26 protein-coding genes and 1 tRNA gene are annotated in these 26,790 nt (G+C 67.7%); 9 read left to right on the top strand and 18 right to left on the bottom strand.

The genetic code is table 11. From position 1 onward, the window contains the following. The 3 genes from GVY64_RS32745 to GVY64_RS37435 all read right to left on the bottom strand — a co-directional run. A partial coding sequence (locus GVY64_RS32745; RefSeq protein WP_159849908.1) for an amino acid adenylation domain-containing protein occupies positions 1-1,627 on the bottom strand: 1,627 nt, incomplete at its 3' end. A gap of 294 nt (positions 1,628-1,921) precedes the next feature. Beyond that, on the bottom strand, positions 1,922-2,905 hold the full coding sequence (locus tag GVY64_RS32740; RefSeq protein WP_159849906.1) for a LuxR C-terminal-related transcriptional regulator: 984 nt from the start codon (positions 2,903-2,905) through the stop codon (positions 1,922-1,924). Between the two features lie 143 nt (positions 2,906-3,048). Beyond that, positions 3,049-3,924, bottom strand: a complete 876-nt coding sequence (locus tag GVY64_RS37435) for a M23 family metallopeptidase (protein WP_201298262.1) — start codon at positions 3,922-3,924, stop codon at positions 3,049-3,051. Between the two features lie 206 nt (positions 3,925-4,130). On the opposite strand from GVY64_RS37435, the gene GVY64_RS32730 reads away from it, so the two are divergent. The 3 genes from GVY64_RS32730 (at position 4,131) to GVY64_RS32720 (ending at position 6,302) form a co-directional block, all read left to right on the top strand. Continuing rightward, entirely contained in the window at positions 4,131-5,177 is a 1,047-nt protein-coding gene (locus GVY64_RS32730; protein ID WP_201298261.1) for a nitronate monooxygenase, read from the top strand. 59 nt (positions 5,178-5,236) lie between these two features. Continuing rightward, on the top strand, positions 5,237-5,629 hold the full coding sequence (locus tag GVY64_RS32725; RefSeq protein ID WP_159849904.1) for an SCO5389 family protein: 393 nt from the start codon (positions 5,237-5,239) through the stop codon (positions 5,627-5,629). A 124-nt stretch (positions 5,630-5,753) separates the two neighbouring features. Further along, positions 5,754-6,302, top strand: coding sequence for an HD domain-containing protein (locus GVY64_RS32720; protein ID WP_159849902.1), 549 nt, complete (start codon positions 5,754-5,756; stop codon positions 6,300-6,302). A gap of 15 nt (positions 6,303-6,317) precedes the next feature. On the opposite strand, the gene GVY64_RS32715 is transcribed toward GVY64_RS32720, so the two are convergent. The 5 genes from GVY64_RS32715 to GVY64_RS32695 form a co-directional block, all read right to left on the bottom strand. Then, positions 6,318-7,955, bottom strand: coding sequence for a long-chain fatty acid--CoA ligase (locus GVY64_RS32715; RefSeq protein ID WP_159849900.1), 1,638 nt, complete (start codon positions 7,953-7,955; stop codon positions 6,318-6,320). A gap of 30 nt (positions 7,956-7,985) precedes the next feature. After that, the gene (locus tag GVY64_RS32710; RefSeq protein ID WP_159849898.1) at positions 7,986-8,372 is read right to left on the bottom strand and encodes a hypothetical protein; all 387 of its coding nucleotides are present in this window, start codon (positions 8,370-8,372) and stop codon (positions 7,986-7,988) included. A 343-nt stretch (positions 8,373-8,715) separates the two neighbouring features. Then, positions 8,716-9,750: a cation diffusion facilitator family transporter gene (locus tag GVY64_RS32705; protein WP_159849896.1), complete on the bottom strand. Its 1,035-nt coding sequence runs from the start codon at positions 9,748-9,750 to the stop codon at positions 8,716-8,718. Continuing rightward, on the bottom strand, positions 9,747-10,139 hold the full coding sequence (locus tag GVY64_RS32700; protein ID WP_159849894.1) for an ArsR/SmtB family transcription factor: 393 nt from the start codon (positions 10,137-10,139) through the stop codon (positions 9,747-9,749). The genes GVY64_RS32705 and GVY64_RS32700 overlap by 4 nt, the downstream gene beginning before the upstream one ends. 117 nt (positions 10,140-10,256) lie before the next feature. Further along, a complete protein-coding gene (locus GVY64_RS32695; protein WP_159849892.1) occupies positions 10,257-10,442 on the bottom strand; it encodes a hypothetical protein in 186 nt (61 codons plus the stop codon). 206 nt (positions 10,443-10,648) lie between these two features. On the opposite strand from GVY64_RS32695, the gene GVY64_RS32690 reads away from it, so the two are divergent. The 4 genes from GVY64_RS32690 to GVY64_RS32675 all read left to right on the top strand — a co-directional run bounded on the left by GVY64_RS32690 (position 10,649) and on the right by GVY64_RS32675 (position 14,388). Beyond that, entirely contained in the window at positions 10,649-11,791 is a 1,143-nt protein-coding gene (locus GVY64_RS32690; protein ID WP_159849890.1) for an acyl-CoA dehydrogenase family protein, read from the top strand. 81 nt (positions 11,792-11,872) lie between these two features. After that, a complete protein-coding gene (locus GVY64_RS32685) occupies positions 11,873-13,345 on the top strand; it encodes a flavin-containing monooxygenase (protein WP_159849888.1) in 1,473 nt (490 codons plus the stop codon). A 73-nt stretch (positions 13,346-13,418) separates the two neighbouring features. Continuing rightward, positions 13,419-14,219, top strand: a complete 801-nt coding sequence (locus GVY64_RS32680) for a DUF1542 domain-containing protein (RefSeq protein ID WP_159849886.1) — start codon at positions 13,419-13,421, stop codon at positions 14,217-14,219. Between the two features lie 93 nt (positions 14,220-14,312). Continuing rightward, positions 14,313-14,388: transfer RNA gene (locus GVY64_RS32675), tRNA-Arg, on the top strand. Positions 14,389-14,533: 145 nt separating this feature from the next. Here GVY64_RS32675 and GVY64_RS32670 read toward each other — a convergent pair. Continuing rightward, a complete protein-coding gene (locus GVY64_RS32670; protein WP_159849884.1) occupies positions 14,534-15,148 on the bottom strand; it encodes a hypothetical protein in 615 nt (204 codons plus the stop codon). Between the two features lie 500 nt (positions 15,149-15,648). Between GVY64_RS32670 and GVY64_RS32665 the strand changes: the two genes are divergently transcribed. Then, the gene (locus tag GVY64_RS32665; protein WP_159849882.1) at positions 15,649-16,743 is read left to right on the top strand and encodes a fatty acid desaturase family protein; all 1,095 of its coding nucleotides are present in this window, start codon (positions 15,649-15,651) and stop codon (positions 16,741-16,743) included. 190 nt (positions 16,744-16,933) lie between these two features. Here the strand turns inward: GVY64_RS32665 and GVY64_RS32660 are convergent, their stop codons facing one another. Continuing rightward, positions 16,934-17,443 carry a putative immunity protein gene (locus GVY64_RS32660; protein WP_159849880.1) on the bottom strand — a complete coding sequence of 170 codons (510 nt, stop codon included), beginning with the start codon at positions 17,441-17,443 and terminating at the stop codon, positions 16,934-16,936. Next, a complete protein-coding gene (locus GVY64_RS32655; protein WP_236567434.1) occupies positions 17,440-18,042 on the bottom strand; it encodes a putative immunity protein in 603 nt (200 codons plus the stop codon). Before GVY64_RS32655 ends, GVY64_RS32660 begins: the two co-directional genes overlap by 4 nt. Positions 18,043-18,979: 937 nt before the next feature. Here GVY64_RS32655 and GVY64_RS32650 point away from each other — a divergent pair. Further along, positions 18,980-19,630: a hypothetical protein gene (locus GVY64_RS32650; protein ID WP_159849878.1), complete on the top strand. Its 651-nt coding sequence runs from the start codon at positions 18,980-18,982 to the stop codon at positions 19,628-19,630. 88 nt (positions 19,631-19,718) lie between these two features. On the opposite strand, the gene tuf is transcribed toward GVY64_RS32650, so the two are convergent. The 7 genes from tuf to hppD form a co-directional block, all read right to left on the bottom strand. Then, on the bottom strand, positions 19,719-20,909 hold the full coding sequence (gene tuf, locus GVY64_RS32645; RefSeq protein WP_063053050.1) for an elongation factor Tu: 1,191 nt from the start codon (positions 20,907-20,909) through the stop codon (positions 19,719-19,721). A 100-nt stretch (positions 20,910-21,009) separates the two neighbouring features. After that, a complete protein-coding gene (fusA, locus tag GVY64_RS32640) occupies positions 21,010-23,112 on the bottom strand; it encodes an elongation factor G (protein ID WP_159849877.1) in 2,103 nt (700 codons plus the stop codon). Positions 23,113-23,249: 137 nt separating this feature from the next. Then, on the bottom strand, positions 23,250-23,720 hold the full coding sequence (rpsG, locus tag GVY64_RS32635) for a 30S ribosomal protein S7 (RefSeq protein WP_014353063.1): 471 nt from the start codon (positions 23,718-23,720) through the stop codon (positions 23,250-23,252). A gap of 1 nt (position 23,721) precedes the next feature. Beyond that, positions 23,722-24,096: a 30S ribosomal protein S12 gene (gene rpsL, locus GVY64_RS32630; protein WP_039801925.1), complete on the bottom strand. Its 375-nt coding sequence runs from the start codon at positions 24,094-24,096 to the stop codon at positions 23,722-23,724. A 342-nt stretch (positions 24,097-24,438) separates the two neighbouring features. Next, positions 24,439-24,996: a DUF3558 domain-containing protein gene (locus tag GVY64_RS32625; RefSeq protein WP_236567433.1), complete on the bottom strand. Its 558-nt coding sequence runs from the start codon at positions 24,994-24,996 to the stop codon at positions 24,439-24,441. Between the two features lie 10 nt (positions 24,997-25,006). Beyond that, positions 25,007-25,528, bottom strand: coding sequence for a DUF3558 domain-containing protein (locus tag GVY64_RS32620; RefSeq protein WP_159849875.1), 522 nt, complete (start codon positions 25,526-25,528; stop codon positions 25,007-25,009). 59 nt (positions 25,529-25,587) lie between these two features. Then, positions 25,588-26,790, bottom strand: a complete 1,203-nt coding sequence (gene hppD / locus GVY64_RS32615) for a 4-hydroxyphenylpyruvate dioxygenase (RefSeq protein ID WP_159849873.1) — start codon at positions 26,788-26,790, stop codon at positions 25,588-25,590.

Here is a 26,790-nt window from a genome sequence, read left to right as displayed (position 1 = left end):
CCACCGGCGTCGACGGCGCCCGGAACGCCCGCGCCGCGAACACCGGCTCCGGCAACGCCGCCCGATCCAACTTCCCCACCGGCGTCAACGGAATCTCGTCCAGCACCATGATCGACGCGGGAATCATGTACGCGGGCAAGGACTCACCGAGGAACTCCACCAGCGCGGCGGTGTCCACGTCGGCTCCCGGACGCGGCAGCACATAGGACACCAGCGCGGTCGCGCCCGAGGGCAGCGGTTTGCCCAGGGTGGCCGCGAAGTCGATGTCCGGGTGGCTGGTGAGCGCGTTGTCGATCTCCCCCAATTCGATACGGAAGCCGCGGATCTTCACCTGGAAGTCCGAACGGCCCAGGTATTCGATGACACCGCCGTCCTGGCTCGCGGATTCGGTACGCCGCACCAGGTCGCCGGTGCGGTAGAGCCGCGCTCCGGGGTTGCCGGTGTCGGCGCCGAACGGGCTGGCGACGAATCGCTCCGCGGTCAGGCCCGGCCGGTTGAGATAGCCCTGCGCCAGCGCGGGACCGGACAGATACAGCTCGCCGACCACGCCGGCGGGCACCGGCCGGAGCCGCGAGTCCAGCACGAACGCGCCGACTCCCGGGATGGCCGTGCCGATCGTGATGGGCTCGCCCGGCGCCATCGGCGGCGTGCTGGTGGCCAGGATCGTCGCCTCGGTGGGCCCGTAGCCGTTGTAGAACTCGCGCTCGGCCGCCCAGCGGCCGACCAGTTCGGGACCGAACTTGTCCCCGGCCACCACCACGGCCTGCAGGTCGTCGAGCCCCGCCGGGTCGACCGACTCCAAGGCGCCCGGCGTGATGAGCATGTGCGTGACGTGCTCGCGACGCAGCAGATCGGCCAGCTCGAAACCGCCGAACACCGACGGCGGCGCGATGACCAGCGTCGCGCCGGAGGAGAAGGCCAGCAGCAGTTCGAGCACGGAGACGTCGAAGTTCGGCGAGCAGACGTGCAGCACGCGCGACTCCTCGGTCACGCCGTAGTGCTCGCGCTCGGCGGCGACCAGCCCGGCCAGACCGCTATGGGTCACCACGACGCCCTTGGGCTTGCCGGTGGAGCCGGAGGTGTAGATGACGTAGGCCGGGTGCCGCTCGTCCAGCGGGCGGACCCGGTCGGTGTAGGAGATGGGGTGCTCCGGGCGCGCGGCGATGCGCGCGGCCTGCACCGGGTCGTCCAGCTCGATCCAGTACACGCCGGTGCCGAGCACCGGGCGGTGCGCCGAGGTGGTCAGGCCCACCGTGGCGCCGGAGTCGGCGACGATGTGGTTGATCCGGTCGGTCGGGTAGGTGGGATCCACCGGCACGTAGGCCGCGCCGGTCTTGGCGATGGCCCAGACGGCGAGCACCGACTCGACGCTGCGCGAGATCCCGATGGCGACCACGTCGCCGGGCCCGACGCCGCGCTCGATCAGCTCCCTGGCCAGCCGCGAGGACGCCGCGTCCAGCTCGGCGTAGGTGAGTTCCCGATCGTCGGCCGGATCTCCCGTGGGGTTGAACCGGATCGCGACCTCGGTGGCGGCGGACTCGACCGCGGCGGTGAGCAGCTGCGCGAAGAGCGGACTGCCCGACCTGCGGCGACGGCTACCGCGAGCAGAGCGACGGGCGGTTTCCATTCGAGTGCATTCACCTCTCGCATCGAGCCAGGACCCGGGGCTAACCCTGCTCAGGGTTCGTTATCCGGGGCCAGCGCGGACCGAGCAATCATATAGGGGCTTGACTGCCCAACCCGCGCGCTGTATCGGATTGCCGCGGCTGCCGTCGGTGCGGTCCGCGTCCCCCTTCAGTGGTGCTGTCCTCTCGTCGGACGCCGCCCACTCCCCCATGGAATCGGTGTCTTGCTTGCCGCCTGCCGTTATATCGGCGCCGCGCCCATCATGTTGCAGGACTCCCTGGATCGGTGAGCTTGCTCACAACCAGCCGCGCCGGGTGGCTTGCACCCCCGCTTGGAACCTGGTGCTCGCCCCGAGCCGCTCCAGCAGCCGTGCGGTGCGGCGGACCACCGTGCGCCGGGACATGCCGAGCCTGCGCGCGATGGTGTCGTCGGTGGCGCCCAGCCCCATCAGGGTCAGGATCGCGCGATCGCGTTCGTCCAGCGCCTCCGCGGACGGATTCACCGAGATGGGCGCGGCCATCGTCCACAGTACGTCGAAGGTCTTGATCAACAGCTCGAGCGTGGGCGAACCGGTGATGCGCAGGCCCATCGGGTCGGGCCTGCGTTCGTCGGCGTGCAGCACCAGGCTGGCCCGCTCGTCGTCACTGATGATCAGTTTGAACGGCGGATCCGGCAGGGTTCTGGCCTGCGCACCGCTGGCGTTGGTGGACAGGGCGTGCCGCAGTCGCTCCGGATCGTGATAGACGGAGTCCTGGTACAGGGTCTGATAGCGGATGCCGTCGCCTAGCCTGGCGCGTTTGAGCTCGAACAGCCGGCGTTCGCGTTCCGGATCGCTGAGATAGGGGCCGCGCTCGACGAGCTTGACGCAGCTGCGCGCACCGGTCTGCATCTCCTCGAAATCGGCCAGCATCTCCAGGCGCTCGTACACCGGCACGACCGCGCCGTTGCCGCGGGGCGAGCGACGCACCGAACGGAACGTCTCGCTCAACCGGGCTGCGGCGGCGTGCATCTGATTGATCTCCTGTTGCCTGCGCCGTGCCTCGGCTTCGGACAACGATTCCGGCGCGTGCGCGTCCCACAGCGTTTCGCCGTCGGGCGACTCGATGCGTACCACCGCGCGCACTTCACACAAGACATCCAACGAATCCGCGGCCAGGTCTTCCGAAACGCCCAGGTAATGCGCGATATCGGCGAGACTCGACCGCGGATGGTGCACCAGCACGGCGTAAGTGCGGCCGTGCGGCGACCCAGGCTCGAAGATGTCGCCCAGCTCGATCACGGCCCGAGCCTAGCGACCGACCGGTGCCCATTGGGCGGTTCTCCAAGACCCGGGCGCGAACCGCTTCCCGCGTCACCGGGACGCGGGAAGCTTCGCTGCGTGCAACCATGCACTGCTCGGAATGTCAAGCCGGACAGGGGAAGTCAGTGCGCCGACGGACCCCACTCCATGGGCACGCCCTTGGCGGCCAGGTACGGCAGCGGGTCGATCTTGGAGCCGGACTGGTCCCAGATCTCCAGGTGCAGGTGCGGTCCGGTGGACTGACCCCGGTTGCCGACGGTGGCGATCACGTCGCCTGCGTTCACCCGCTGGCCCGCGTGCACGAACATCTCGTTCACGTGGCCGTAGACCGCGGTGGTGCCGTCGTCCTGCAGCACGCGCACCCACAGGCCGAAACCGGAGGCGGGCCCCGCCTCGATCACGGTGCCGTTGCTGACCGAGTGGATCGGCGCGCCCAGCGCGTCGGCGAAGTCGAGGCCGTAGTGCATGGCGCCCCAGCGGCTGCCGTAGCCGGAGCTGATCGCGCCTGCCACCGGGCGCACCGCGGGCGCCGGAGCGACCTGCTGCTGCACGCCCTTGAGGGCCTCCTCGGCCTGGGCCAAGGGTGCGGCGATCTCCGGGGGAAGATTGGGAATGCCGAACGGAGCGGCGACCGGGGCCGCGATCTCGGCCGCGACCGCGGCGGGTTCCGGCGCGGGCTGCGCGACCGGCTCGGCGGCTGCCTTCGCCTCGGCAACCGGCAGGATGCTCGTACCCTTCACAGTGGTGGGCGCGGCCTGCTGCTCTTCGTCGGCGTCGTGCGAGCCGGGCAGCAGCGGCGCGGCGTAGGCCAACGCGGGAGCGACCTGGCTGGCAGCGCCGATCAGCGCGCCCGCCGCGACCGCGGCGGTGGCGGCGGCCTTCACGCGCTCGGTGGCGGACGGCTCGGCGCGGTGCCGCGTCGGACGGCCCGTTTCGCCGCCGTCGCCGAGGAGGCTCTGGACGGTAATGGAACTGGGGCCTACACGGTGCTGCGACAAAACTGAATCCTCGGTCGTACCACTGGGTCAGGGATGCCGAAACCCGTGCCGAGCCGGTTCTATAACGATCCGGTGTAGCCAGGCGGATAACGGTTTGGCATCCGTCGTGACGGGAACTCTACCGCGTCGTGACCATTCCGCAACCTTCCGGCGGAAAAACGCTGGTGAGGTCCGGGTCACACGTCCAGATGCGCGACAATCGGACCGTGATCCTCGACCGCTTGGACGTTCCGATCGTGCTCGCCCCGATGGCGGGCGGCCCCTCCACTCCCGAGCTCACTGCCGCGGTGGCCGAGGCGGGCGGTTTCGGCCAACTGGCCGCCGGCTATCTGAGCGCCGCCGACACCGCGGCCCGGATCGCGGCGACCCGCGCGCTCACCGGCAAGCGGTTCGGCGTGAACCTCTTCGTGCCGGGCCCCCCGACTCCCCTCGCCGATCTGGCGGACTATCTGACCGAACTCGGCGCCGACCACCAACTCGGGGATCCGCGCTTCGACACCGATGACTGGGACGCCAAGCTGGATCTGCTCGTCGCCGATCCGGTCGCGGCCGTTTCCTTCACTTTCGGCTGCCCCGGCGCCGAGGACATCGAGCGGCTGCGCGCCGCCGGGTCCGAGGTCTGGGTCACCGTCACCTCGGTCGACGAGGCGCGCGTCGCGGTCGAGGCGGGCGCCGACGTGCTCATCGCCCAGGGAGCCGAGGCAGGCGGGCACCGTGCGACGTTCGTGGATCGCGCGGCCGACGACGTAGCCGACCCACTCGGCCTGCTGGCGCTGCTGCAACTGCTCACCGCCGCGACCGACCGGCCACTGGTGGCCACCGGAGGCCTCGCGACGGGCGCCGGCATCGCCGCCGCGCTCGCGGCGGGCGCCGCGGCCGCACAACTGGGCACGGTGTTCCTGCGCTGCCCCGAAGCGGGCACCAATAAGGTGCACCGCACCGCCTTGGCCGCCGACACCCCGACAATGCTCACGCGCGCGTTCACCGGACGCAGGGCGCGCGGGTTGCGCAACCGATTCCTACTGCGACACACCGCCACCGCGCCGGTCGGCTACCCGGAGATCCACTACGCCACCGCCCCGCTGCGGGCCGCCGCACGAGCGGCCGGCAACTCCGACGACGTGAACCTCTGGGCGGGTCAAACCCATGCGCTGGCACCCGAGCTACCTGCGGGCGAATTGGTTGCGACGCTGGCCGCCGACACGAAAGCCGCACTGGAAAAAGCACTTTCGCGTCGAATCCAGCATTATTGACAACGACTTTCGATTAGACTCGGACATCGCATCGACGTCCAGCATTGGAGGAGAGCGCCATGTCCCTTGATGTCCCCACCGCACTACTCGAACGCGCCGAGCGTGGCGAGGTCGACGACGCCGACTTCGTCGAGGTCGTGCGCACTTCGCTGCCCTACGCCTGGGAAGTGGTCAGCCGGGTGGCCGGTGAGCTGCGTTCCGGCACGGCGGAATTCGCCGACAACACGATCGCGCCGCCCGACGAGACGGCGCGCGGGCAACTGTTGCGCGCCATGGCCTCCGACGCGATCCGCGGTGGACTGGAGCGGCACTTCGGCGTGAAGCTCGCCTTCCAGAACTGCCACCGGGTCGCCGCGTTCCCGCTCTCCGCGGTGGGCGGGGAGACCTACACGACGTTCATCGGCACCCGGGCGCAGCTGCTCAACCAGAGCCCGGAACTGCGCAACTGCTGATCCACCTGCCGAACACCCGGCGCGGCAAACCGTTTCGCCCGCGCCGGGTGTTCGCGTGTCCAGGGCCGCGCGCCCGCGCGTCGCCGCCGTCCGCGACGGGCCCCTACGCGTAGGGTGAACCGCCATGAGCAGCAACGATCTTCGCGAAGAGGTCGAGACCCGGCTCGCGCCGTGGCAGCAACAGCTCGGGGCGGATCGCGCCGCCTACACCAATCACGTCCTGCGCGTCCTGGCGCTGTGCGACCTCTTGGCCGCCGACCGGCAACCCCCGCCGAGCACCCGCGAGGAATTCCTGACCGCGGCCGCCCTGCACGACATCGGCATCTGGTCGGCGGGCAGCTTCGATTACCTCGCCCCCTCGTGCGACCAGGCGCGCGCCTGGTTGGCGAGCATCGAACGCGAGGACCTCACCGGGCTGGTGGTGACGATGATCGACCAGCATCACAAGATCCGCCCGGCGGCCCCGCCGCACGATCCGGTCGAGATCTTCCGGCGCGCCGACGCGATCGATGTCGAACTGGGCTTGCTCGGCCGCTTCGGCATCTCCCGCCGGACCTACCGCGAGCTGGCGAAACGCTATCCGAATCACGGCTTCCACCGCAGGCTGGTGACGCTGGCCGCGGGGCGGCTGCGGAGCCACCCCACGTCACCACTGCCGATGCTGAAGTGGTGACGCGGGGCGGCGGGGTCAGCCGAGCGTGGTGACTTCCAGGTCGCCGTCGGCGTACTGGCTGCGCAGCCGCTTCTTGTCGAACTTGCCCACGCTGGTCTTGGGGACCTCGGCGATGAACGTCCAGCGTTCCGGCAGCTGCCATTTGGCGAACTTGTCGGCCAGGAAGTCGCGCAGCTCCTCGGGTTTCACCTCGGCGCCCTCGGCCAGCACCACCGCCACGAGCGGGCGCTCGTCCCACTTGTCGTCCGGCACGCCGATCACGGCGGCCTCGGCGACCGCGGGGTGGCCGACCACGGCGTTCTCCAGATCCACCGACGAGATCCACTCGCCGCCGGACTTGATCACGTCCTTGGAACGGTCCACCAGCGTGAGGTAGCCGTCGGGGCTGATCTTGCCGACGTCACCGGTGCGCAGCCAGCCGTCGTCGAACTTCTCCGGGTCGACCACCGTGCCGTCGGGCGAGTAGTAGGAGCCGGTGATCCACGGACCGCGCACCTGCACCTCACCCAGCGACACACCGTCGTTGGGCACCACGCCGTCGTCACCGACCAGACGCGCCTGCACACCCGCCGGGAAACGGCCCTGGGTCACCCGGTAGGCCCACTTCTCTTCCTCGGTCACCGCGGTGGCGGGCGGATGCGCGACGCTGCCCAGCGGCGAGGTCTCGGTCATGCCCCAGGCGTGCAGCACCCGCACGCCGTGCTTGTCCTCGAAGGTACGCATCATCGACGGAGGAACCGCCGAACCGCCCACCACCACCGCGCGCAGATGGGTGATGTCCTGCGGATTCGCGGCCAGCGCCGCCAGCACCCCGCCCCAGATGGTCGGCACGGCGGCGGCGAAGGACGGCTTCTGCGCTGCCATCATCTCCAGCAGCGGCCCCGGCTGCAGGAACCGGTCCGGCATCAGCAGATTCGACCCGGACATCAGCGCCGCGTACGGCAGACCCCAGGCGTTCGCGTGGAACAGTGGGACGATGGCCAGGATGGTGTCGCTTTCGAACAGGCCCATCCCGTTGTTCGCGGCCACCTGCATGGCGTGCAGCCAGTTCGAGCGGTGCGAGTACACCACGCCCTTCGGGTCGCCCGTGGTGCCGGAGGTGTAGCACATCGCCGCGGCGGCGCGCTCGTCGATCACCGGGAAGTCGTAGGTGTCCGGCTGCGCGCCGAGCAATTCGGTGTAGGAGTGCACCTGCACGCCCTCGGGCGCGGTGAGGGTCGCCGCGTCACCGTTGACCACGACGACGTGGCGGACGGTCGTCAGGTGCGGCAGGATCTGGCCGAACAGCGGCACCAGCGTGCCGTCCACCAGCACCACCTGGTCCTCGGCGTGGTTGGCCACGTACACGACCTGGTCGGGGAACAGCCGGATGTTCAGCGCGTGCAGCACCGCGCCCATCGCGGGCACCGCGATGTAGGCGACCAAGTGCTCGTTGTTGTTCCACATGAATGTGCCGACCCGGTCACCTGCCCCGATGCCGAGTCCGCGCAGGGCGTTCGCCAACCGCGCCGATTCGGCACCGACCTCGCGATAGGTCATGGTGCGCACGCCGGTACCGGTCCAGGTGGACACGGTCGAATCGCCGGCGAACGTCGATGCGTAGCGCAGCAACGTGGCCAGCGACAACGGCTCGTCCTGCATAGTGCTCAACATCGGAACTCCTTTTTCTTCGGTGACTTCCCGTCAGAAAGCCAAGTCGGTTTCGGCCACCCGCGGGGTCTGGCGATGTGATCCGTCGAGCGAGCCCGCCAGAAGGGTCGCCTCGGGATACCGAATCGGATCGCCGCTGGTGAGCACGGCAATCGACAGCACATGTCCGGAATCGGCCCACGCCGCGTGGCCGGCCCGGCCGAGACGTTCGATGGCACGGCGGGTTTCGGGTACGGACGGGCCGGCCGCCCAGCGCAGGAGCATCGGACCGTGCTTCCGGCCGAGGTTCGAACCGGGCTCGATCCGGGTGCGCGATCCCGCAGCCGCGGTGACCGCGTGCGGCCGGATCACCGGCGGGCGGTCGAGTTCGCCGCGAAAGACTTCATTGCCACGGGTGAATTCGGCAGAGGCGCGGACCACGCCCGTGGGTCGCGTGCGCTCGGTAAGGCGGCCTCCGGCCGGTGCCTCCGCCGACGCGACGACGTCGGAATCTTCCGCGATGCGGCAATGTGGGACTCGGCCGGGAAGCTGAACGATGGTCGGTACACGCGGCGGCATGGTTCAGCACGCACCGACCATGAGCCACATCACACGGGCGATGCTACCCAACGGTAGGCCGCCCCGGGCAACGCCTGCGGGCAATCCCGAGCGCATCCATCCGATGGCGCGCGCCCTCAGTTACCCCTGGTCCGCTCGGCGAGAACTCGACAACGGATGCCCTGCCTACCGACCATCCCGGCATGGCGACCTCGATAGCCGATCCCTATGCCCCTGCCGCCCCTGGCACCGCGAACTCGGTGTGCGCCGGATAGGCATGCACCACAGCCGTATCCAGCTTGGGCACCACGTGGGTGAGGGCGCGCTGGGCCTCGTGCGCGACCCGATGCGCGTCCGCGAGCGTGATCGTCGGCGCGACGTCCAGTTCGACGTCGGCGTGCAGCCGATGGCCGATCCACCGCATCCGCAGGCTGCGCACCCCCTGCACGCCCGGCTCGGCGGCCAGCGCCCGCTCCGCCGCGGTGACCAAGCCGGGCTCGACGGCATCCATCAACCGGCGCAGCACGTCCCGCGCCGCGGTGCGCAGCACCGCGAGGATCGCGATCGTGATGAGCAAGCCGACGATCGGATCGGCCGGCGGGAAGCCCAGCGCCACTCCCGCCGCGCCCAACAGGACCGCCAGCGAGGTGAACCCGTCGGTGCGCGCGTGCAGACCGTCGGCGACCAGCGCCGCCGAGCCGATCCGCCGCCCCACCCGGATCCGGTACAGCGCGACCGTCTCGTTGCCGAGGAACCCGACCAGCCCTGCCGCGGCGACCCAGCCCACATGCTCCAGCGGCACGGGATCCAGCAGCCTGCGCACCGCCTGATAGCCGGCGATCAACGCCGACAAGGCGATCATCGCGACGACGAAGAGTCCGGCCAGGTCTTCCGCCCGGCCGAATCCGTAGGTGTAGCGCCGGGTCGCGGCCTTGCGGCCGAGCGCGAACGCTATCCACAACGGCACCGCGGTCAGCGCGTCGGAGAAGTTGTGCACGGTGTCGGCGGCCAGCGCAACCGAACCGGACGCGGCGACGATCACCAGTTGCAGCGCCGCGGTGCACCCGAGGACTACCAAACTGATCTTGACCGCCCGGATGCCGGCCGCACTGGCCTCCAGTGCGTCGTCCATGCTGTCGGCGGCGTCGTGACTGTGCGGGACGAAGATCTCGCGCAGCACACCGGCCGCGCCCGACCGATGCCGATGATGCGGCCCGGCATGGTGGTGGTGCGGGTCATGATGATGATGCCGGTGGGTCATGACGCACTCGCTTCGTCTCGGCTGGGGAAGTCCCGCACGGCGGCGGCGCGATGGTGGGCGGGGACGCCGGGCCCGGCGTGCTCGGCGTTGTACACCGCGTCCATCACCAGTTGCCGGACGTGCTCGTTCTCCAGGCGATAGAAAATCGTCGTCCCGGACCGCCGGGTGTTCACCAACCGCGCCATGCGCAGTTTGGCGAGATGCTGCGACACCGAGGACGCGGGCTTGTGGACCTGTCCGGCCAGGTCGTTCACCGACAGTTCGCGATCGACCAACGCCCACAGCACTTGCACGCGGGTCGGGTCGGCGAGCATGCGGAACACCTCGACAACCAGCCCCACCTGATCGTCCGCGAGCGGCGGCCGCACTTCCTGGTTATCTGCATTCATACGCAGATAATAGAGCAGCCGAGGGTGATCGGTACAGCGCTCCGGGCCGACGTGGCGGCGGCACCCCCTGCGTCGCCGCCGACACGCCGGTCGACCCCGAATCCGAACAGTTTCGTCTTAGCCGAGTGTGGCGTCGGTGCGCCAGGCGAGGGAACCGTTATCACCCGAATGAGACAAACCAATCGTGCAGCCGCACATCCAATTTCGATCCACCTCCGACAGAACCGCGATGACCAGCGCGAATGCGTCGGCAGCACGGGACAGGTTCACGCGCACCTGTACACACAACTGCACGTGCAGCACGGCGGCGCGAGCGTCCGGCAACTCGTCCCGTTCGGTCAGTGTGCACCGCACTGATCACGTCTGCGGCGATCGTGCTGTCCGACTGCGCTCGGCCCGCCGGTGCTCGGTGACTGCGTACGCCGCTGTGGACGACCCCGGAGGACTCCCCACACGCCGGGCTACTGTGAATTCCGGGAAACCCATCCAGCGACCGTGGAGTAGACGACATGCCAGTGGACCGAATGCTGCCCACCCCCGAGGCAAGGGATCTGCTGGAACTGACCCGCGATATCGCCGACAAGGTGCTCGAGCCGCGCGTGGCCGAGTGCGAGAAGACCGGGATCTTCCCCGATGGCGTCTTCCCCGCGCTGGGCGCGGCCGGACTGCTGAGCCTTCCGTACCCGGAGGAATTCGGCGGCGGCGCGCAGCCCTACGAGGTGTATCTGCAGGTCCTCGAGGAACTCGCCGCCCGCTGGGCCGCCGTCGCCGTCGCCGTCAGCGTGCACAGCCTGAGTTGCCATCCGCTGTTCACCTTCGGCACCGACGAGCAGAAGCAGCGCTGGCTGGCGGGAATGCTCTCCGGCGAGACCATCGGCGCCTACAGCCTCTCCGAGCCGCACGCCGGTTCCGACGCGGCCGCGCTGCGCTGCCGCGCCACTCCGGTCGAGGGCGGCTACCGGATCACCGGCGCCAAGGCCTGGATCACCAACGGTGGCCGCGCCGACTTCTACACCCTGTTCGCCCGCACCGGCGAAGGCTCGCGCGGGATCTCGTGCTTCTTGGTCCCCGCGGGCACCGAGGGACTCAGTTTCGGTAAACCCGAGGAGAAGATGGGTTTACGTGCCGTGCCCACCACCACCGCGGCCTACGACGACGCGTTCCTGCCCGAGGAACGGCGCGTGGGCGCCGAGGGCCAAGGCCTCTCGATCGCCTTCAGCGCGTTGGACTCCGGTCGCCTCGGCATCGCCGCCGTCGCCACCGGCCTGGCCCAGCGCGCCCTCGACGAGGCCGTCGCGTATGCCAAGGAGCGAGAAGCGTTCGGCCGCCACATCATCGACCACCAGGGACTCGGCTTCGTGCTCGCCGACATGGCCGCCGCCGTCGACTCCGCCCGCGCCACCTACCTCGACGCCGCCCGCCGCCGCGACGCGGGGCTGCCGTACTCGCGCCAGGCCAGCGTGGCAAAACTCGTGGCCACCGACGCCGCCATGAAAGTCACCACCGACGCGGTCCAGGTCTTCGGCGGCTACGGCTACACCCAGGACTTCCCCGTCGAGCGCTATATGCGCGAAGCCAAGGTGATGCAGATCTTCGAAGGCACCAATCAGATTCAGCGTCTGGTCATCGCGCGCCAACTGGCCGGGACCTGACGCCTCCGGGTGGCCGGAAATACCGATTGATTGACCGCGGATGTCTTCGGACCTGCGGATACCGGCCCGTACCCTCGAAGCATGACGACGCCGTCCATCATCATCATCGGAGCCGGATTCGGCGGGCTCGGCATGGCGCTGGAACTGCGGCGGGCCGGAGTGGACACCTTTACGATCCTGGAGCGCGCCACCGACCTCGGCGGCGTCTGGCGGGAGAACACCTACCCCGGCGCGGCCTGCGACGTGCCCTCCCCGCTGTACTCCTGGTCCTACGAGCCCAAGTCCGATTGGCCACGGCGTTTCTCCGAACAGCGGGACATCCACGCGTACATGCGGGGCGTCGCCGACAAGCACGGCCTGCGGCGCTTCATCCGCTTCGGCACCGAGGTGACCGACGCGGAGTTCGACGAGCGCAGCGGCCGATGGACCGTCCGCACGGCAGACGGAGCGCAACTGACCGCCGACGTTCTCATCTCGGCGGTCGGCCAGCTCTCGCGCCCCGCGCTGCCCAACATCCCCGGTATCGACACCTTCACCGGTCCCGCTTTCCACTCCGCCGAGTGGGACCACGACGTCGACCTGACCGGTAAGCGGATCGCCTGCATCGGCACCGGGGCCAGCGCGATCCAATACATCCCACGCATCCAGCCGGACGCCGCCCACCTCACGCTGTTCCAGCGCTCGGCGGCGTGGGTGCTGCCGAAAGCCGACGTCGAGTACAGCGCCCTGCACCACGCGCTTTTCAAGTACTTCCCGCCCAGCCGCCTGCTCGAACGCTTCGCCATCTGGTCGGTCTTCGAACTGCTCGCCCTCGGGCTCACCGACATCCCGGCCATCAAGACCCCCGTGATCGCGCTGGCCGACCGGCACCGGGAAAAGCAGGTCCCCGACGCCGAGCTGCGCGCGAAGCTGACACCCGACTACGCGGCCGGATGCAAGCGGGGACTGTTCTCCAACGAATACTTCCCCGCGCTGGCACAGCCGAACGTCACCGTGGAGACCACCGCCATCGAGGCGATCACGCCGACCGGAATCCGCACCGCCGACGGCGTCGAGCACGAAGTGGACGTCATCGTCTACGGCACCGGTTTCAAAGGCACCGAGTTCCTGGCGCCGATGAACATCTACGGACTCGGCGGGCGCAAGCTGGCCGACGTCTGGGCCGACGAAGGCGCGCGCGCCTACCTCGGCCTGTCCGTGCCGCAGTTCCCGAACCTGTTCCTGATGTACGGCCCGAATACCAACGTCGGCGCCGGCTCCATCATCTACATGCTCGAATCCCAGGCCCGCTACATCCGCCAGGTGGTGCGGTACCTCACCGACCGCCCCGGCCGCTATCTCGCCGCCCGCGCCGCCACCGAGCAGCGCTGGGACGACTGGCTGCAGCAGCGACTGAAGGACACCCCATGGAACTTCTGCTCCAGCTGGTACCGCAACGCCTCCGGCCGGATCACCAACAACTGGCCCGGCGCCACCGTCCTGTACCGCCGCAAGACCAGGACCTTCGATCCGGCCGACTACGACGAGGCGCAAGCCGCAGCGACCGCGCGCTGACCCGCTCACTCAGCCGCACCTCAGCTAGCCGACAGTAAACTGGGCTGATCCGAGGTTCTGCGGAAGAGGTCCCATGTTCTGGCTGCTGATCGTTCTGGTGCTGGTGGCGCTGATCGTCTTGGTGGCATGGCAGGCACAGCAGAGCAAACAGCGCGGAGCCACCGAACTGGCCGACGCTCTCGCCGACGCCCGGCAAGTGAACGAACGACTGGGCGGCCAGGTCTACAGCCTCTCCGGCGGGAACGACGCCGCCGCCCAAGCGCTCGCCGACGCCTCGGAACGGCATATCGCGGCCGGTGCGCAACTCGACCAGGCCCGCACGCCCACGCAGGCACGGCTGGCGAAGCAGACCGCGCTGGAAGGTCTCTACTACATCAGGGCCGCACGGACCGCGATGAACATGGACCCCGGCCCCGCCATCGCCGCCCTCGACGGCCAGGACACCGCGGGGCAGGTCACCGAGAAGCGCGTGGTCGAGTACGAGGGCAGGCAGATCGCGGCCGCACCCGATCCGTCGTCGTCGACGCCGAACTACTATCCCGGCGGCCGAGTGGCCGGACGGCCGGTACCCGCCGGGTGGTACTCGGAACCCTGGTGGAAGCCCGCACTGATCGCCGGCGCCTGGGGCGTCGGCTCGGCCCTGCTGTTCAGTTCCCTGTTCTCCGGCATGTCCGGCGTCGCCTACGGCGCGCAAGGCTTCGAGAGCGGTTACGGCGAAGGTTTCCAAGACGGACTGGCCGCGGACGACGGCGGTTACGACCAGGGTGGCGACTACTCCGGCGACTACGACAGCGGCGGCTACGAGGGCGGAGGCTATGACGGAGGCGATTACTCCGGCGGCTTCGACGGAGGCGGCTTCGACGGAGGCTTCTGACCCCCCGGTACACCCCTAGGACAGCGATGCGGACTCCGAGCCCATGACCCGGTAGACTGCGAACGTCCCGGGCGGGCCGAGCCCACCCAGCAAGCCTTCGTAGCTCAGGGGATAGAGCACCGCTCTCCTAAAGCGGGTGTCGCAGGTTCGAATCCTGCCGAGGGCACCATATTGTTGCAGGTCAGGCAGGGCAACGACAATCGTCGTTCCCCTGCCGTTTCTTTCGGGCGTCCGCCGGTCGATGAAACGTTCACGACGCCACCTGGATACATAGGCGAGAGAGCACTCGTCGCTTCACGGCAGCGCCAGTCACCCTAAGCAACATCGTCAGGCCCGAACGGCGGGCAGAACTCCTCATCGCTCGAGAGGATCCGGAGGTCGGGGTTCCCCCGGACAGTGTCGCCATGCACGTGCGTACCCGAGTAGAGCGTCAGGTCGGTCAGGTCGGGAAGCGGTGGCAGCGAAACAGACTCGCCGTACAGGTCGAGAGTCAGCGACTTCAGCCCTGGCACGTCGCTGAGCACATCGAACGTCGCGACATCGACCACGGACAGAATCAGATGGCGCACCGGAACTCCATTCAGTTGCCCGAGATCCACGCGCGCAGGGCCACCCAGGAGGAGTCGATCCCACGACCGGATGTGGCCCTCGTGAGTCTGTGTCAGCGGTCCTAGATCCATGCCGTTCTCATCCCACAGCAGAGCTTCGCGCACCGCTGGCAGACAGATCATCGGCTGAAGGTATCCAACCCATTCGAGGTCGGTGGTGAGCCGTCGTCGAAGGAGTATCGATGCCGCGTCAGGTGCGGCCGCTGACGCAGTCCCCGCCACAGCCCGTTGCCACGGCGCGCTCAGGGTCTCCCAGAAGGTCTCCCATGGCAGGTCGAAGCGGGACTCCCACTCGGTGATCAGCGATTGAGTACCGTCCACCCGTGCACCTTGCGGTCGAGCTCGATGTCGTCCACCGCGACCGCTGGACGAAAACGCTTCAATTCAGCATATTCCACCACACGACTTGTCTGTGCCGGCAGTCCCCGGGTGCCGGGTTACCCAAGGGCCGAGCCACCCGAACCAGACAACACAGTGTTCCAGTTTCGCCCATGGCCGGAGTGCCTGACTTCAGTACGCGAGTAAAGGGCGCTGTGCGTCGCTACCCGATGGCCAAGGCCACCTTGACCAGTCCTTCCCATGCACGGACGCCCGGTCCGGCGACCCGGATGTGTCGGCCGACAACCGGTCACCTGCCTCCGTCCGCGGTGGACAGCGAATATCACTCCGCAGTCCGATTCCATGTCATACCAGAGGGTTACAGCTGACGAGAATCCGGCCGATAGCTTCGGAGTATCGACATCGGCGCCCCGCCCCGACATCGACCGGACGGCATTGTCGACGGATGGAGGTGGCGTCTCCGGCTCAGCTCAGGAAGATCTATGACGACACCTGCCTTGACCCCCGAGTCATCTCCACGGTCACCGCGGCGCGGCGCCGACGGTGACTACGCCCGTCTGTTGCGCCGGATCTCCGACGCGGGGCTGATGAACCGGCGTCCCGTCTACTACGCCGTCCGGCTCGGCCTCGTCGGGGTCGCGTTCGCAGCGGGGTGGGCAGCGTTCGTCCTCGTCGGTGATTCGTGGTGGACGCTGCTGGTCGCGGGATTCATGGCGGTGACGTTCGCTCAGATCGCACTCGTCATGCACGATGTCGCACACCGCCAAGTCTTCCGGCTACGGCAGCCGACGGAGCTGATGGGACGGTTCGTCGGCAACGCAGGCATCGGCCTGGGCTACGGCTGGTGGCAGGACAAGCACACCAGGCATCACGCCAACCCGAACCACGAGGAACTCGATCCCGACGTCGCGCCCGACATTCTGGTCTGGTCACAACAGCAGGCGCGGTCCAGCCGCGGTCTGCCTCGTCTCATCGGGAGGTCGCAGGCATTCCTGTTCTTCCCGCTCCTGTTGCTGGAGGGCCTGAACCTCCATGTGGCCGGCGTTCGTGCGCTCAGAAATCGATCGATCAAACACCGCGGATCGGAGGGCGCATTGCTGTTCGGCCACTTCGCCGCCTACCTGGCCGTACTGTTCACGGTTCTGCCCGCCGACAAAGCCTTCGCGTTCCTCGCTGTCCACCAAGGCCTCTTCGGCCTGTACATGGGCTGCATCTTCGCCCCGAACCACAAGGGCATGCCGACCCTGACCGGTGACGAACGCCCCGACTACCTCCGTCGCCAGGTCCTGACCTCCCGCAACGTCCGGGGTGGCGCGTTGACCGACATCGCCCTCGGCGGGCTCAACTATCAGATCGAGCACCATTTGTTCCCGAGCATGCCGACGCCGAACCTGCGACACGCCCAGGTGATCGTCCGCGACTACTGCACCGAAATCGGCGTGCCCTACCACGAAACCGGACTGATCTCCTCTTACCGCGAGGCGCTGAGACACCTGCACCATGTCGGCGCTCCCCTGCGCACGGCGGATCGACACCCGGATGTCGTTGAACACGATCTGGGCAGCAAACGCCGATGACACACCAGGGCGTCGACGGCTGGTTGCCGGGATCGTCACCGCCGCAACGGTGATCGGTCGGGCTCGACCTCGCTTGACGAGACACCGGCCGTCCTCGAGTGAACGCGGTGAGTTCGCGAGCGGGTCCAGATGCCGGCCTCGGGGATCGGATTCCAGGACAGCGGTCGATAGGGCGGAGATGCCGCGAGACTCAGTCGGAGAAGACCGACCAGCAGATGCTGTTGCGCCGGGCCTGGTCTTCGAGGACCAGGTTGCGGATAGGGTCGGGGAGCTGGTCTCGCTGCCAGTCACGCTCGATCCGGCCTGCCTGGGGATCGTCGGGGTGCGCGCTTCGAACGGCTTTGATCGCGTAGGCGGCGGCACCGAGGTCGTGTTCGGCGACATGTCCAACGCATGCGGCTTGTCCGGCGGCATAGGCGGCGAATCGGGCCGCGCCGGAAAGCGGGCGGGCGGCGCCCATCGCGTGTCCGCCTGTCGCGCGGGCCTGCATCATCGGCATGTCGCCTCGCGCCCACGCTCTGGCGGCGGCGATGGCGTCTCGTGGGCGTGGATCGTCGGGCTGTTCGTGCTCGAAGTGCCCGAGAACGTGCTCGGCGCATGCCGCCGCCCACAGCGCGAGCAACTGATGGTCGGCATCGGTCAGGGAGCCACCTCGACGGATGGTCACCATCCGGGGGTCTCGGACCTTGGGCAGGATCATCGTCCCTCCGACACTCGTCCGTGTAGCGGTGGCGGGGTGCGCGGCCGGTCGCGCAGACGGTTGTCGAGCTCGTGCACGAGCCGGCTGACCCGATTCGCGCCGGCGCCGATCCTCGGATAGCGGTGCAGGACGTCGATCAATAGTGGCGTCGCGAGGTCGACGATTCGCTCGACAGGGTCGCAGGCGTCCTCACTGGGGTGCAGCTCGAACACTCGGATGGTGTGCGCGGATGCGCGCAGGATGTGGTTGACCTGAACCGCATCTGCCAGCGGATGCAGGTACGCCGACGCGGCGGCATCACCCGCGGCCATCGCGGCGTGAAACGGCACGGGCGCAGCCGCTTCCCTTCCAGCCCGGTGGGCGGCAGGCGCCGTCACCCGCTGGGCGCGGGAGCGGCGATCGCCGTGGACGAACGCGGCGGCGGCAGCGAGCGCGTCGCGGGGTCTGCTGTCCTCGGGCTGACAAGCCTCGAACAGCGGGAGTACCAGCTCCGCCGAGGTCATGGCAAAGGCCGTCACTGCCCTGATCTCGTCCATGGTCAACACGAAGTCCGGAGTGCGCCGCTTGCGCCGGGGAGGAGGGTCTGACCGGAGGTTCACACCCTCTGATCGTAACTTTGAACATTCATTGAGGGTTGTGGCTTGGTAACCAGGGAATGTCGACGGAATCCTTCAAAGTCATGCCGGGGCACCGCGAATGACCTGGCAGTCGGATCACGACACCTGAGACGGCAGGACGATTCGAGGGTCGCTCGGATGGCGCCGCCAGTCGAACCCCATACGCGCGACGACCTGGGAGTCGCCGATGTGCGGGTCGCCCGCTGGATCACCGCGAATTCCCCCACACCTCCGTAGCCGTCGCTCCGGGTGTGCGGAGCACTCACGTGGAATACCCGAACCAGTTCTCTGCTCGTCGAAGTATCCGACCATCGGAGTCAGGCCGAGTGCGATAGCGACCGCGCGCGGCAGGTCGATTCCTCGCATTCCAGCAAGATTTCGCGTCGAGTAGGGCAGGCCGCGACAGAACCTGCCGAGTACCGGGCAGCGCGGACAGGAGCTTGCCCGGTCTCGGAATTCACCACCGACTCGCGGTACCCCGATGCTTCGATCGTCGAAGCGGGCGGCCGAAAGCGACGAACCGCGCCGGCCATTCGCCTGAATTGCCGGTTGGATACCGAGAGCGAGAAAGACGAATCATGGCAAAGGGTCTGAAGTGCCGGGTCTGCGGCTACTACATGTACGCCCAGCGAGAAGACGATCAACGGATGGGCCGCTGGGTGTACTACGTCTGCCGCAGCTCGAGCTGCTCCAATCAGGAAAGTAATCGAGTCCTATGCCGACAGGTAGCGAGCGCCTGCCCCTCGTGCACACGCCGCGCGCCGAATCGGGAGCGGAAAAGAAAACACGCGCTCGTGAATTCCGATCGCCGAGTACGAGTCTCGCGCAGGCCTGAACCATGCGCGAAGCCGTTGCGCGCCAGCGGTTCGCGCACTCCACGGGAAGTGTGCGAACGAGCGCAACGGCTACCGTGTGCGGTATGCGGTGGGCTGTCTTGATCGGTGTGGTGCTGGTATCGAGTGCGTGTTCGCAGACCGTCGGCGGTGACCCGCAGCCGGTTCCGGGTTCGTCGCCTGGCACGTCGGCGCATCCCTCCAGTCCGGAAACCGCATTTCCGGATCGCATCGCTTGGGTACGTCAGGGCAACCCGGTCGATCTCGGCGCCTTTCATTCGGCCCGCCTCGACGGCGGGCCCGCCACCGACCTGCGGGACGACATCGCGTTCACCAGCCCCACCGGCAAGATCAGTTGCATCACCGGCACCGCGCTGAAGATGGACGGATTCGACTGCATGGTGGAACTGAAGGATCCCGCTCCGGCACCCGGCGAAGGCTTCGGTAATTGGTTCGGCGGGTACGTCACCTACTCGGGGTCACGGATGACCGTCGGTCAGTTCCGCGGCGATCCCGGTCTTTTCATCCACGGCGAAGGCCCCACCTTGCCCTATGACAGCACCGTCACTTTCGGCGACTACCTCTGCCGCCTCGCCACGACCGGCCTCACCTGCGTCGATCCCACGAAAGGAACGGGCGTGCAGATGAGCAGTGAAGGCGTCGTCCCGCTCGGCTGCCTGCGCGAGGTCCCGGCGGCGGAGCGGGAACCGGCCGTCGGCCGCGCTTACGCCTGCTGACATCGAGCCGGATAATTCGGCCGGCCCCCCGAAAACGCGAACGGCGCCGCTCCCGAAGGAGCGGCGCCGTCACCAGCGATTCAACGAATCACTTGATGATCTTCGTGACGCGACCGGCGCCGACGGTGCGGCCACCCTCGCGGATCGCGAAGCGCAGACCCTCGTCCATGGCGACCGGCTGGATCAGCTTGACGGTCATCTCGGTGTTGTCACCGGGCATGACCATCTCGGTGCCCTCGGGCAGGGTCACAACGCCCGTCACGTCAGTCGTACGGAAGTAGAACTGCGGACGGTAGTTGTTGAAGAACGGGGTGTGGCGGCCGCCCTCGTCCTTCGACAGGATGTACGCCTGGCCCTCGAACTCGGTGTGCGGGGTGGTGGTGCCCGGCTTGACGACGACCTGGCCGCGCTCCACGTCCTCGCGCTTGATACCACGAACCAGCAGACCGACGTTGTCGCCCGCCTGGCCCTGGTCGAGCAGCTTGCGGAACATCTCGATACCGGTGACCGTGGTCTTGGTCTTCTCCGGACGGATGCCGACGATCTCGACTTCCTCGTTCACGTTGATCACGCCACGCTCGACGCGACCGGTGACGACGGTGCCACGACCGGTGATGGTGAACACGTCCTCGACCGGCATCAGGAACGGCTTGTCGGTCTCACGAACCGGGTCCGGGATGGACTCGTCGACCGCGGCCATCAGCTCCAGCACCGACTCCGACCACTTCGGGTCGCCCTCGAGCGCCTTCAGACCGGAGACCCGCACGACCGGCGCGTCCTCGTCGAACTCCTGCGAGGCCAGCAGCTCGCGGACCTCCATCTCGACGAGCTCGAGGATCTCCTCGTCGTCGACCATGTCGGCCTTGTTCAGCGCGACCAGGATGTAGGGCACGCCGACCTGACGGGCGAGCAGCACGTGCTCACGGGTCTGCGGCATCGGGCCGTCGGTGGCGGCGACCACGAGGATGGCACCGTCCATCTGCGCCGCACCGGTGATCATGTTCTTGATGTAGTCGGCGTGACCCGGCGCGTCGACGTGCGCGTAGTGGCGCTTCTCGGTCTGGTACTCGACGTGGGAGATGTTGATCGTGATACCACGAGCCTTCTCCTCCGGCGCCTTGTCGATCTGATCGAACGCGAAGCTCTCGTTCAGATCCGGGTACTTGTCAGCCAGCACCTTGGTGATCGCTGCGGTCAGCGTGGTCTTGCCGTGGTCGACGTGACCGATGGTGCCGATGTTGACGTGCGGCTTCGTCCGCTCGAACTTCGCCTTCGCCACTTCTTGGTCCTCCTGGACTTGTTGGTGCGTGCAGTTGCAGCAGTGCGGGGATCATCCCCGCGGACACGGGGATAGGGTCTTACAAACGGCCGGGAGCCATTTACTCGCCGGTCGCCTTGGCGATGATCTCCTTCGACACGTTGGCCGGAACCTCCGCGTACGAGTCGAACACCATGGAGTAGTTCGCCCGGCCCTGGGTCTTCGACCGCAGGTCACCGATGTAACCGAACATCTCCGAGAGCGGAACCAGCGCCTTGACGACACGGGCACCACTGCGTTCCTCCATGGCCTGGATCTGACCACGGCGGGAGTTCAGGTCGCCGATCACATCGCCCATGTAGTCCTCGGGCGTGGTGACCTCGACCGCCATCATCGGCTCGAGGATCACCGGACCGGCCTTGCGAGCCGCTTCCTTGAGCGCCTGCGCGCCCGCGATCTTGAACGCCATTTCCGACGAGTCGACGTCGTGGTAGGCGCCGTCGAGCAGCGTGACCTTCAGGTTCACCAGCGGGTAGCCGGCGAGCACACCGTACTGCATGGCGTCCTGCGCGCCCGCGTCCACCGAAGGGATGTACTCCTTCGGCACGCGGCCACCGGTGACCTTGTTCTCGAATTCGTAGTGCGCGCCGTCCTCGCCGACGAACGGCTCCAGCGCGATGATCACCTTCGCGAACTGGCCGGAACCACCGGTCTGCTTCTTGTGCGTGAACTCGAGCTTCTCGACCTTCTTGGTGATCGTCTCGCGGTAGGCCACCTGCGGCTTACCGACGTTCGCCTCGACCTTGAACTCGCGCTTCATGCGGTCGACCAGGATGTCGAGGTGCAGCTCGCCCATACCGCCGATGACGGTCTGGCCGGTCTCCTGGTCGAGCTTGACCGAGAAGGTCGGGTCCTCTTCGGAGAGGCGCTGGATCGCGGTGCCCAGCTTCTCCTGGTCGGACTTGGTCTTCGGCTCGATGGAGACCTCGATGACCGGGTCCGGGAAGGTCATGGACTCGAGCACGATCTGGTTCTGCGGATCGCACAGGGTGTCACCGGTGGTGGTGTCCTTGAGGCCGATGACCGCGTAGATGTGGCCGGCCGACGCCGCGCCCACCGGGTTCTCCTTGTTGGAGTGCATCTGGAACAGCTTGCCCAGACGCTCCTTCTTGCCCTTGGTCGAGTTGATGACCTGGGCGCCGGAGTCGACCTTGCCGGAGTACACGCGGACGTAGGTCAGCTTGCCGAAGAACGGGTGCACCGCGATCTTGAACGCCAGGGCCGCGAACGGCTCGTCGGCGCTCGGCTTGCGGGTGAGCAGTTCCTCTTCCTTGCCGGGGACGTGGCCGGTGGTGGCCTCCACGTCCAGCGGCGAGGGCAGGTAGTCGATGACCGCGTCGAGCATGGGCTGCACGCCCTTGTTCTTGAACGCCGAGCCACACAGCACCGGGTAGAGCTCGGAGGTCACCGTCAGCTTGCGGATGGCGCCCTTGATCTCGTCGATGGTCAGCTCTTCGCCGCCGAAGAACTTCTCCAGCAGCGCCTCGTCCGACTCGGCGACGGTCTCGAGCAGCTCCTGGCGGTACTGCTCGGCCCTCTCCTTCAGGTCGTCCGGGATTTCGACGACCTCGTACTGCTCACCGAGCTTGGTCTCACCGCGCCAGACCTTGGCGTTGTTCTCGACCAGGTCGACGATGCCCTCGAAGGTGTCCTCGGCGCCGATCGGCAGCTGGATGACCAGCGGCTTGGCGCCGAGGCGGTCCTTGATGGTCTGCACGGTGAAGTAGAAGTCCGCACCGAGCTTGTCCATCTTGTTGACGAAGCAGATCCGCGGCACGTCGTACTTGTCGGCCTGACGCCACACCTGCTCGGACTGCGGCTCGACGCCTTCCTTGCCGTCGAACACCGCGACGGCGCCGTCGAGCACGCGCAGCGACCGTTCCACCTCCACGGTGAAGTCGACGTGCCCGGGGGTGTCGATGATGTTGATCTGGTTGTCTTTCCAGAAGCACGTGGTAGCCGCGGAGGTGATGGTGATACCACGCTCCTGCTCCTGCTCCATCCAGTCCATCGTGGCAGCGCCGTCGTGGACCTCACCGATCTTGTAGGTGATGCCGGTGTAGAAGAGGATGCGTTCAGTTGTGGTCGTCTTGCCCGCATCGATGTGGGCCATGATGCCGATGTTGCGGACCTTGTTCAGGTCGGTGAGCACGTCCTGTGCCACGGAAATCTTCCCCGCTCGTAGCTAGTTGGGATTATCGGGGACGACCCTGTGGTCGCCTCTATGTCAACGCCGGACGCGGCCGGTGAGTGCCGCGTTCCGGCTGTGCCTCCCGACCCAGACGACGGGCCGGGCAGACGTCACCAGCGGTAGTGCGCGAAGGCCCGGTTGGACTCGGCCATCTTGTGGGTGTCCTCGCGGCGCTTGACCGAGGCGCCGAGGCCGTTGCTGGCGTCGAGCAGTTCGTTGGCCAGGCGCTCGACCATGGTCTTCTCCCGGCGCGCACGCGAGAAGTTGACCAGCCAGCGCAGGGCCAGGGTGTTGGCGCGGCCCGGACGGACCTCGACCGGAACCTGGTAGGTGGCGCCACCGACGCGGCGGGGCTTCACCTCCAGCGACGGCTTCACGTTGTCCAGCGCGCGCTTGAGGGTGACGACCGGGTCGGTGCCGGTCTTCTCCCGCGCCTGCTCCAGCGCACCGTAGACGATGCGCTCGGCGGTGGACTTCTTGCCGTCCAGCAGGATCTTGTTGACCAGCTGAGTAACCAGCGGCGAACCGTAGACCGGGTCGTTGATCAGCGGACGCTTGGGTGCGGGGCCCTTGCGTGGCATATCAGCTCTTCTCCTTCTTGGCGCCGTAACGGCTGCGGGCCTGCTTGCGGTTCTTCACACCCTGGGTGTCCAGCGAGCCGCGGATGATCTTGTAGCGGACACCGGGGAGGTCCTTCACACGACCGCCGCGCACGAGCACCATGGAGTGCTCCTGCAGGTTGTGCCCCTCGCCCGGGATGTAGGCCGTGACCTCGACCGAGCTGGTGAGGCGAACACGCGCGACCTTGCGCAGCGCGGAGTTCGGCTTCTTCGGGGTCGTGGTGTACACGCGGGTGCACACGCCACGACGCTGCGGGCTCCCCTTCAGGGCCGCGGTCTTCGTCTTGGCGACCTTGTCGCGGCGACCCTTGCGGACCAGCTGGTTGATGGTTGGCATAGACCGGCTTTCCTTATTAGTTAACGCGGTGTGTGGACTTCATGTCTGTTTTAAGTTCGCGGCGCTCCCGGGGCCCTTCGTGGCGGCAAGCTTCCACTGCCGGGCCCGTCGTTCACACCGCTGTCATCGAGCTTTCACTCGCACGTCCGGCCACGTTTCTCGCGTCCCGAGGTCGGGCGTGTCGCGCGCGGCGCGGAGCCCTGATTCCGGGCACGCTGGATTCGTCGGCCGCTCTCGCTGGCCTACGGTCACGCACGAACTTGCCCGCATGCTTCCGGGCACAGCGATCCACGATACCCGTGGCCGGGACACAGGGTCAAAGCGGGTCGGTCCGATGCTCGTCTACCTGGCCAGGTTCAAGGTCATTTCCATCAGCTTCTTCGCCGCGTCGCACGGATCGGGGTGCGCCGAGCCGGACCGGTAATTGATCCACCAGCCGATCACGCCGTTGTCCGGCGCGCTGGCCGTCACACCGCAGGAGTCCGGATCCTTCGGCCTGCGGATCTGCAGCGCCAGCGAACTCTGGATGGTGATATTGGTGGTCTCGTATCCGAGCTTGTTGTTCGTCTGCTTCTCGTTGCTGAGGGTTCCGTTCTCGTACCAGTTCAGCGTGGCCATCCCGTTGCCGCCGGGCGCGCCGAGCAGATCCCACATGCAGACCGCCCCGAAGAACGACTCGCTGACCGTGACGCTCTCGCCGATGGCCTTGCCGATCTGGTCCTCGGACAAGATCTGGCATTCGCGCATCAACTTGTCCAGCCTGGTGTTGACCGGCTGGCTGCCGCCCACCGGCTGCGCGCTCCCGGAGATCACCTGACTGCACCCGCCCACGAACAACGCGAGCGCCACGGCGACGGCCGCGGACGCGCCGCGCCTGCGCAGGTCTCGGCCGACGTTCACGCGCCACACCTCACTGGATCCGTTGCAGAGTCAGCTCGGCGAGCGCGCGGCTGCGCTCACAGGGGTTGCCCGAGGCGAACGGGCCGGTGTTGGTCGACCACTCGAAGAAATCGTCGCCGAGCTGCACCGCGAGATCGCAGATCGTCCCACCCGGATCCAGGGCGGCGAATCCGTCCCGCCCGGATATCTTGATCGGATCGGGCGCGCGGCCGTTGACAGTCACCCACGCTCGTTCGCGTTCGATCGGACTGCCGCGGTAGGACGCGAAGGTGATACTGGCGGAACCGATTCCGGCCGACTGCCAGTTGCAGCCGACCGCGTTCCGGAACACTCCGGAGATCTGGCCGAGGCCACCGAGATTGCGCACCTCGTCGTCGGTCACGTGACCACACTCCCCGACGAACGGGCCCAGCGCCACCACTTTCGGCGCCGGACGCGACGGGCCCGAGTCGTCGGACTCCTCCCCCGAACCGCAACCCGCCAATGCGAGCACCAGGGCTGTCGCGATACCGACTGCCGACTTGATCCGCATGGCAAGAACTCTACCGACGCACCAGCCGGAGTGGCTCGACGAGATCGCCCGCCCCGGCCTCACAAATTCCCGCGGGCCTCCTGTTCTCGCTCGATCGCTTGGAACAGCGCTTTGAAGTTCCCCTTGCCGAATCCGAGTGACCCGTGGCGCTCGATGAGTTCGAAGAAGACCGTGGGGCGGTCGGTGAGCGGTTTGGTGAAGATCTGCAAGAGGTAGCCGTCGTCGTCCCGGTCGACCAGGATGCCGCGGCGCTGGAGTTCGTCGACCGGGACGCGCACCCGGCCGATGCGGGCGCGCAGTTCCGGGTCCTCGTAGTAGGCGGCGGGTGTCTCCAGGAATTCGACGCCTTCCCGACGCAAGGCGTCCACGCAGGTGAGGATGTCACCGGTGGCGAGCGCGATGTGCTGGACGCCGGGACCGCGATAGAACTCCAGGTACTCGTCGATCTGCGAGCGTTTCTTGCCGACGGCCGGCTCGTTGAGCGGGAATTTCACCCGGTGGTTGCCGTTGGCCACGACCTTGCTCATCAGCGCCGAGTACTCGGTGGCGATGTCGTCGCCGACGAATTCGGCCATGTTCGTGAAACCCATGACCCGCCGGTAGAACTCGACCCACTCGTCCATCTGCCCGAGTTCCACGTTGCCCACCACGTGGTCGATCGCCTGGAACAACCGTGTGGGCGCCCCGTGGCGCCGCTCGTAGCCGGAGCGGCGCGCGACATAGCCCGGCAGGTAGGGCCCGTAATAGGCGGAACGATCGATCAAGGTGTGCCTGGTCTCGCCATAGGTGGCCAGCGCGGCCGAACGGACGGTGCCGAACTCGTCGGTCTCGTCGTGCGGTTCGACCAGGATGGTCGCGCCCTGTGCGCGCGCCCGCGCCACACAGCGGTCGACGTCGGGCACCTCGAGGGCGATGTCGACCACGCCGTCGCCGTGCCGGTCGTGGTGGGCGACCAGCGGACTGTCCGGATGTACCGCTCCGGTGATCACGAAGCGCGCCGCGCCGCTGCGCAGGACGAACGCTTTGTGATCACGATTGCCGGTCTCCGGCCCGGAGTACGCCTCCAACCGCATCCCGAAAGCGGACTCCAGGAAATGCGCGGTCTGCGTGGCGTTGCCCACCACCCAGACCAGGGCGTCCCACCCGATGACCGGAAACGGGTCACCGCTGGCGTCGTGGTCGACCAACCCCACCAGCGTGCGCAGTTCGCCGTCGCTGGGAACGGCGCCGGATCGGGTCTCCGGCAGGTGCTCGATGGTCAT

The sequence above is a fragment of the Nocardia sp. CY41 genome (genome assembly GCF_009829325.1).
In the GTDB taxonomy this organism is placed as follows: domain Bacteria; phylum Actinomycetota; class Actinomycetes; order Mycobacteriales; family Mycobacteriaceae; genus Nocardia.
Note: the sequence above shows the minus strand (reverse complement) of the source record. Positions and strands in the feature narration are given on the sequence as shown.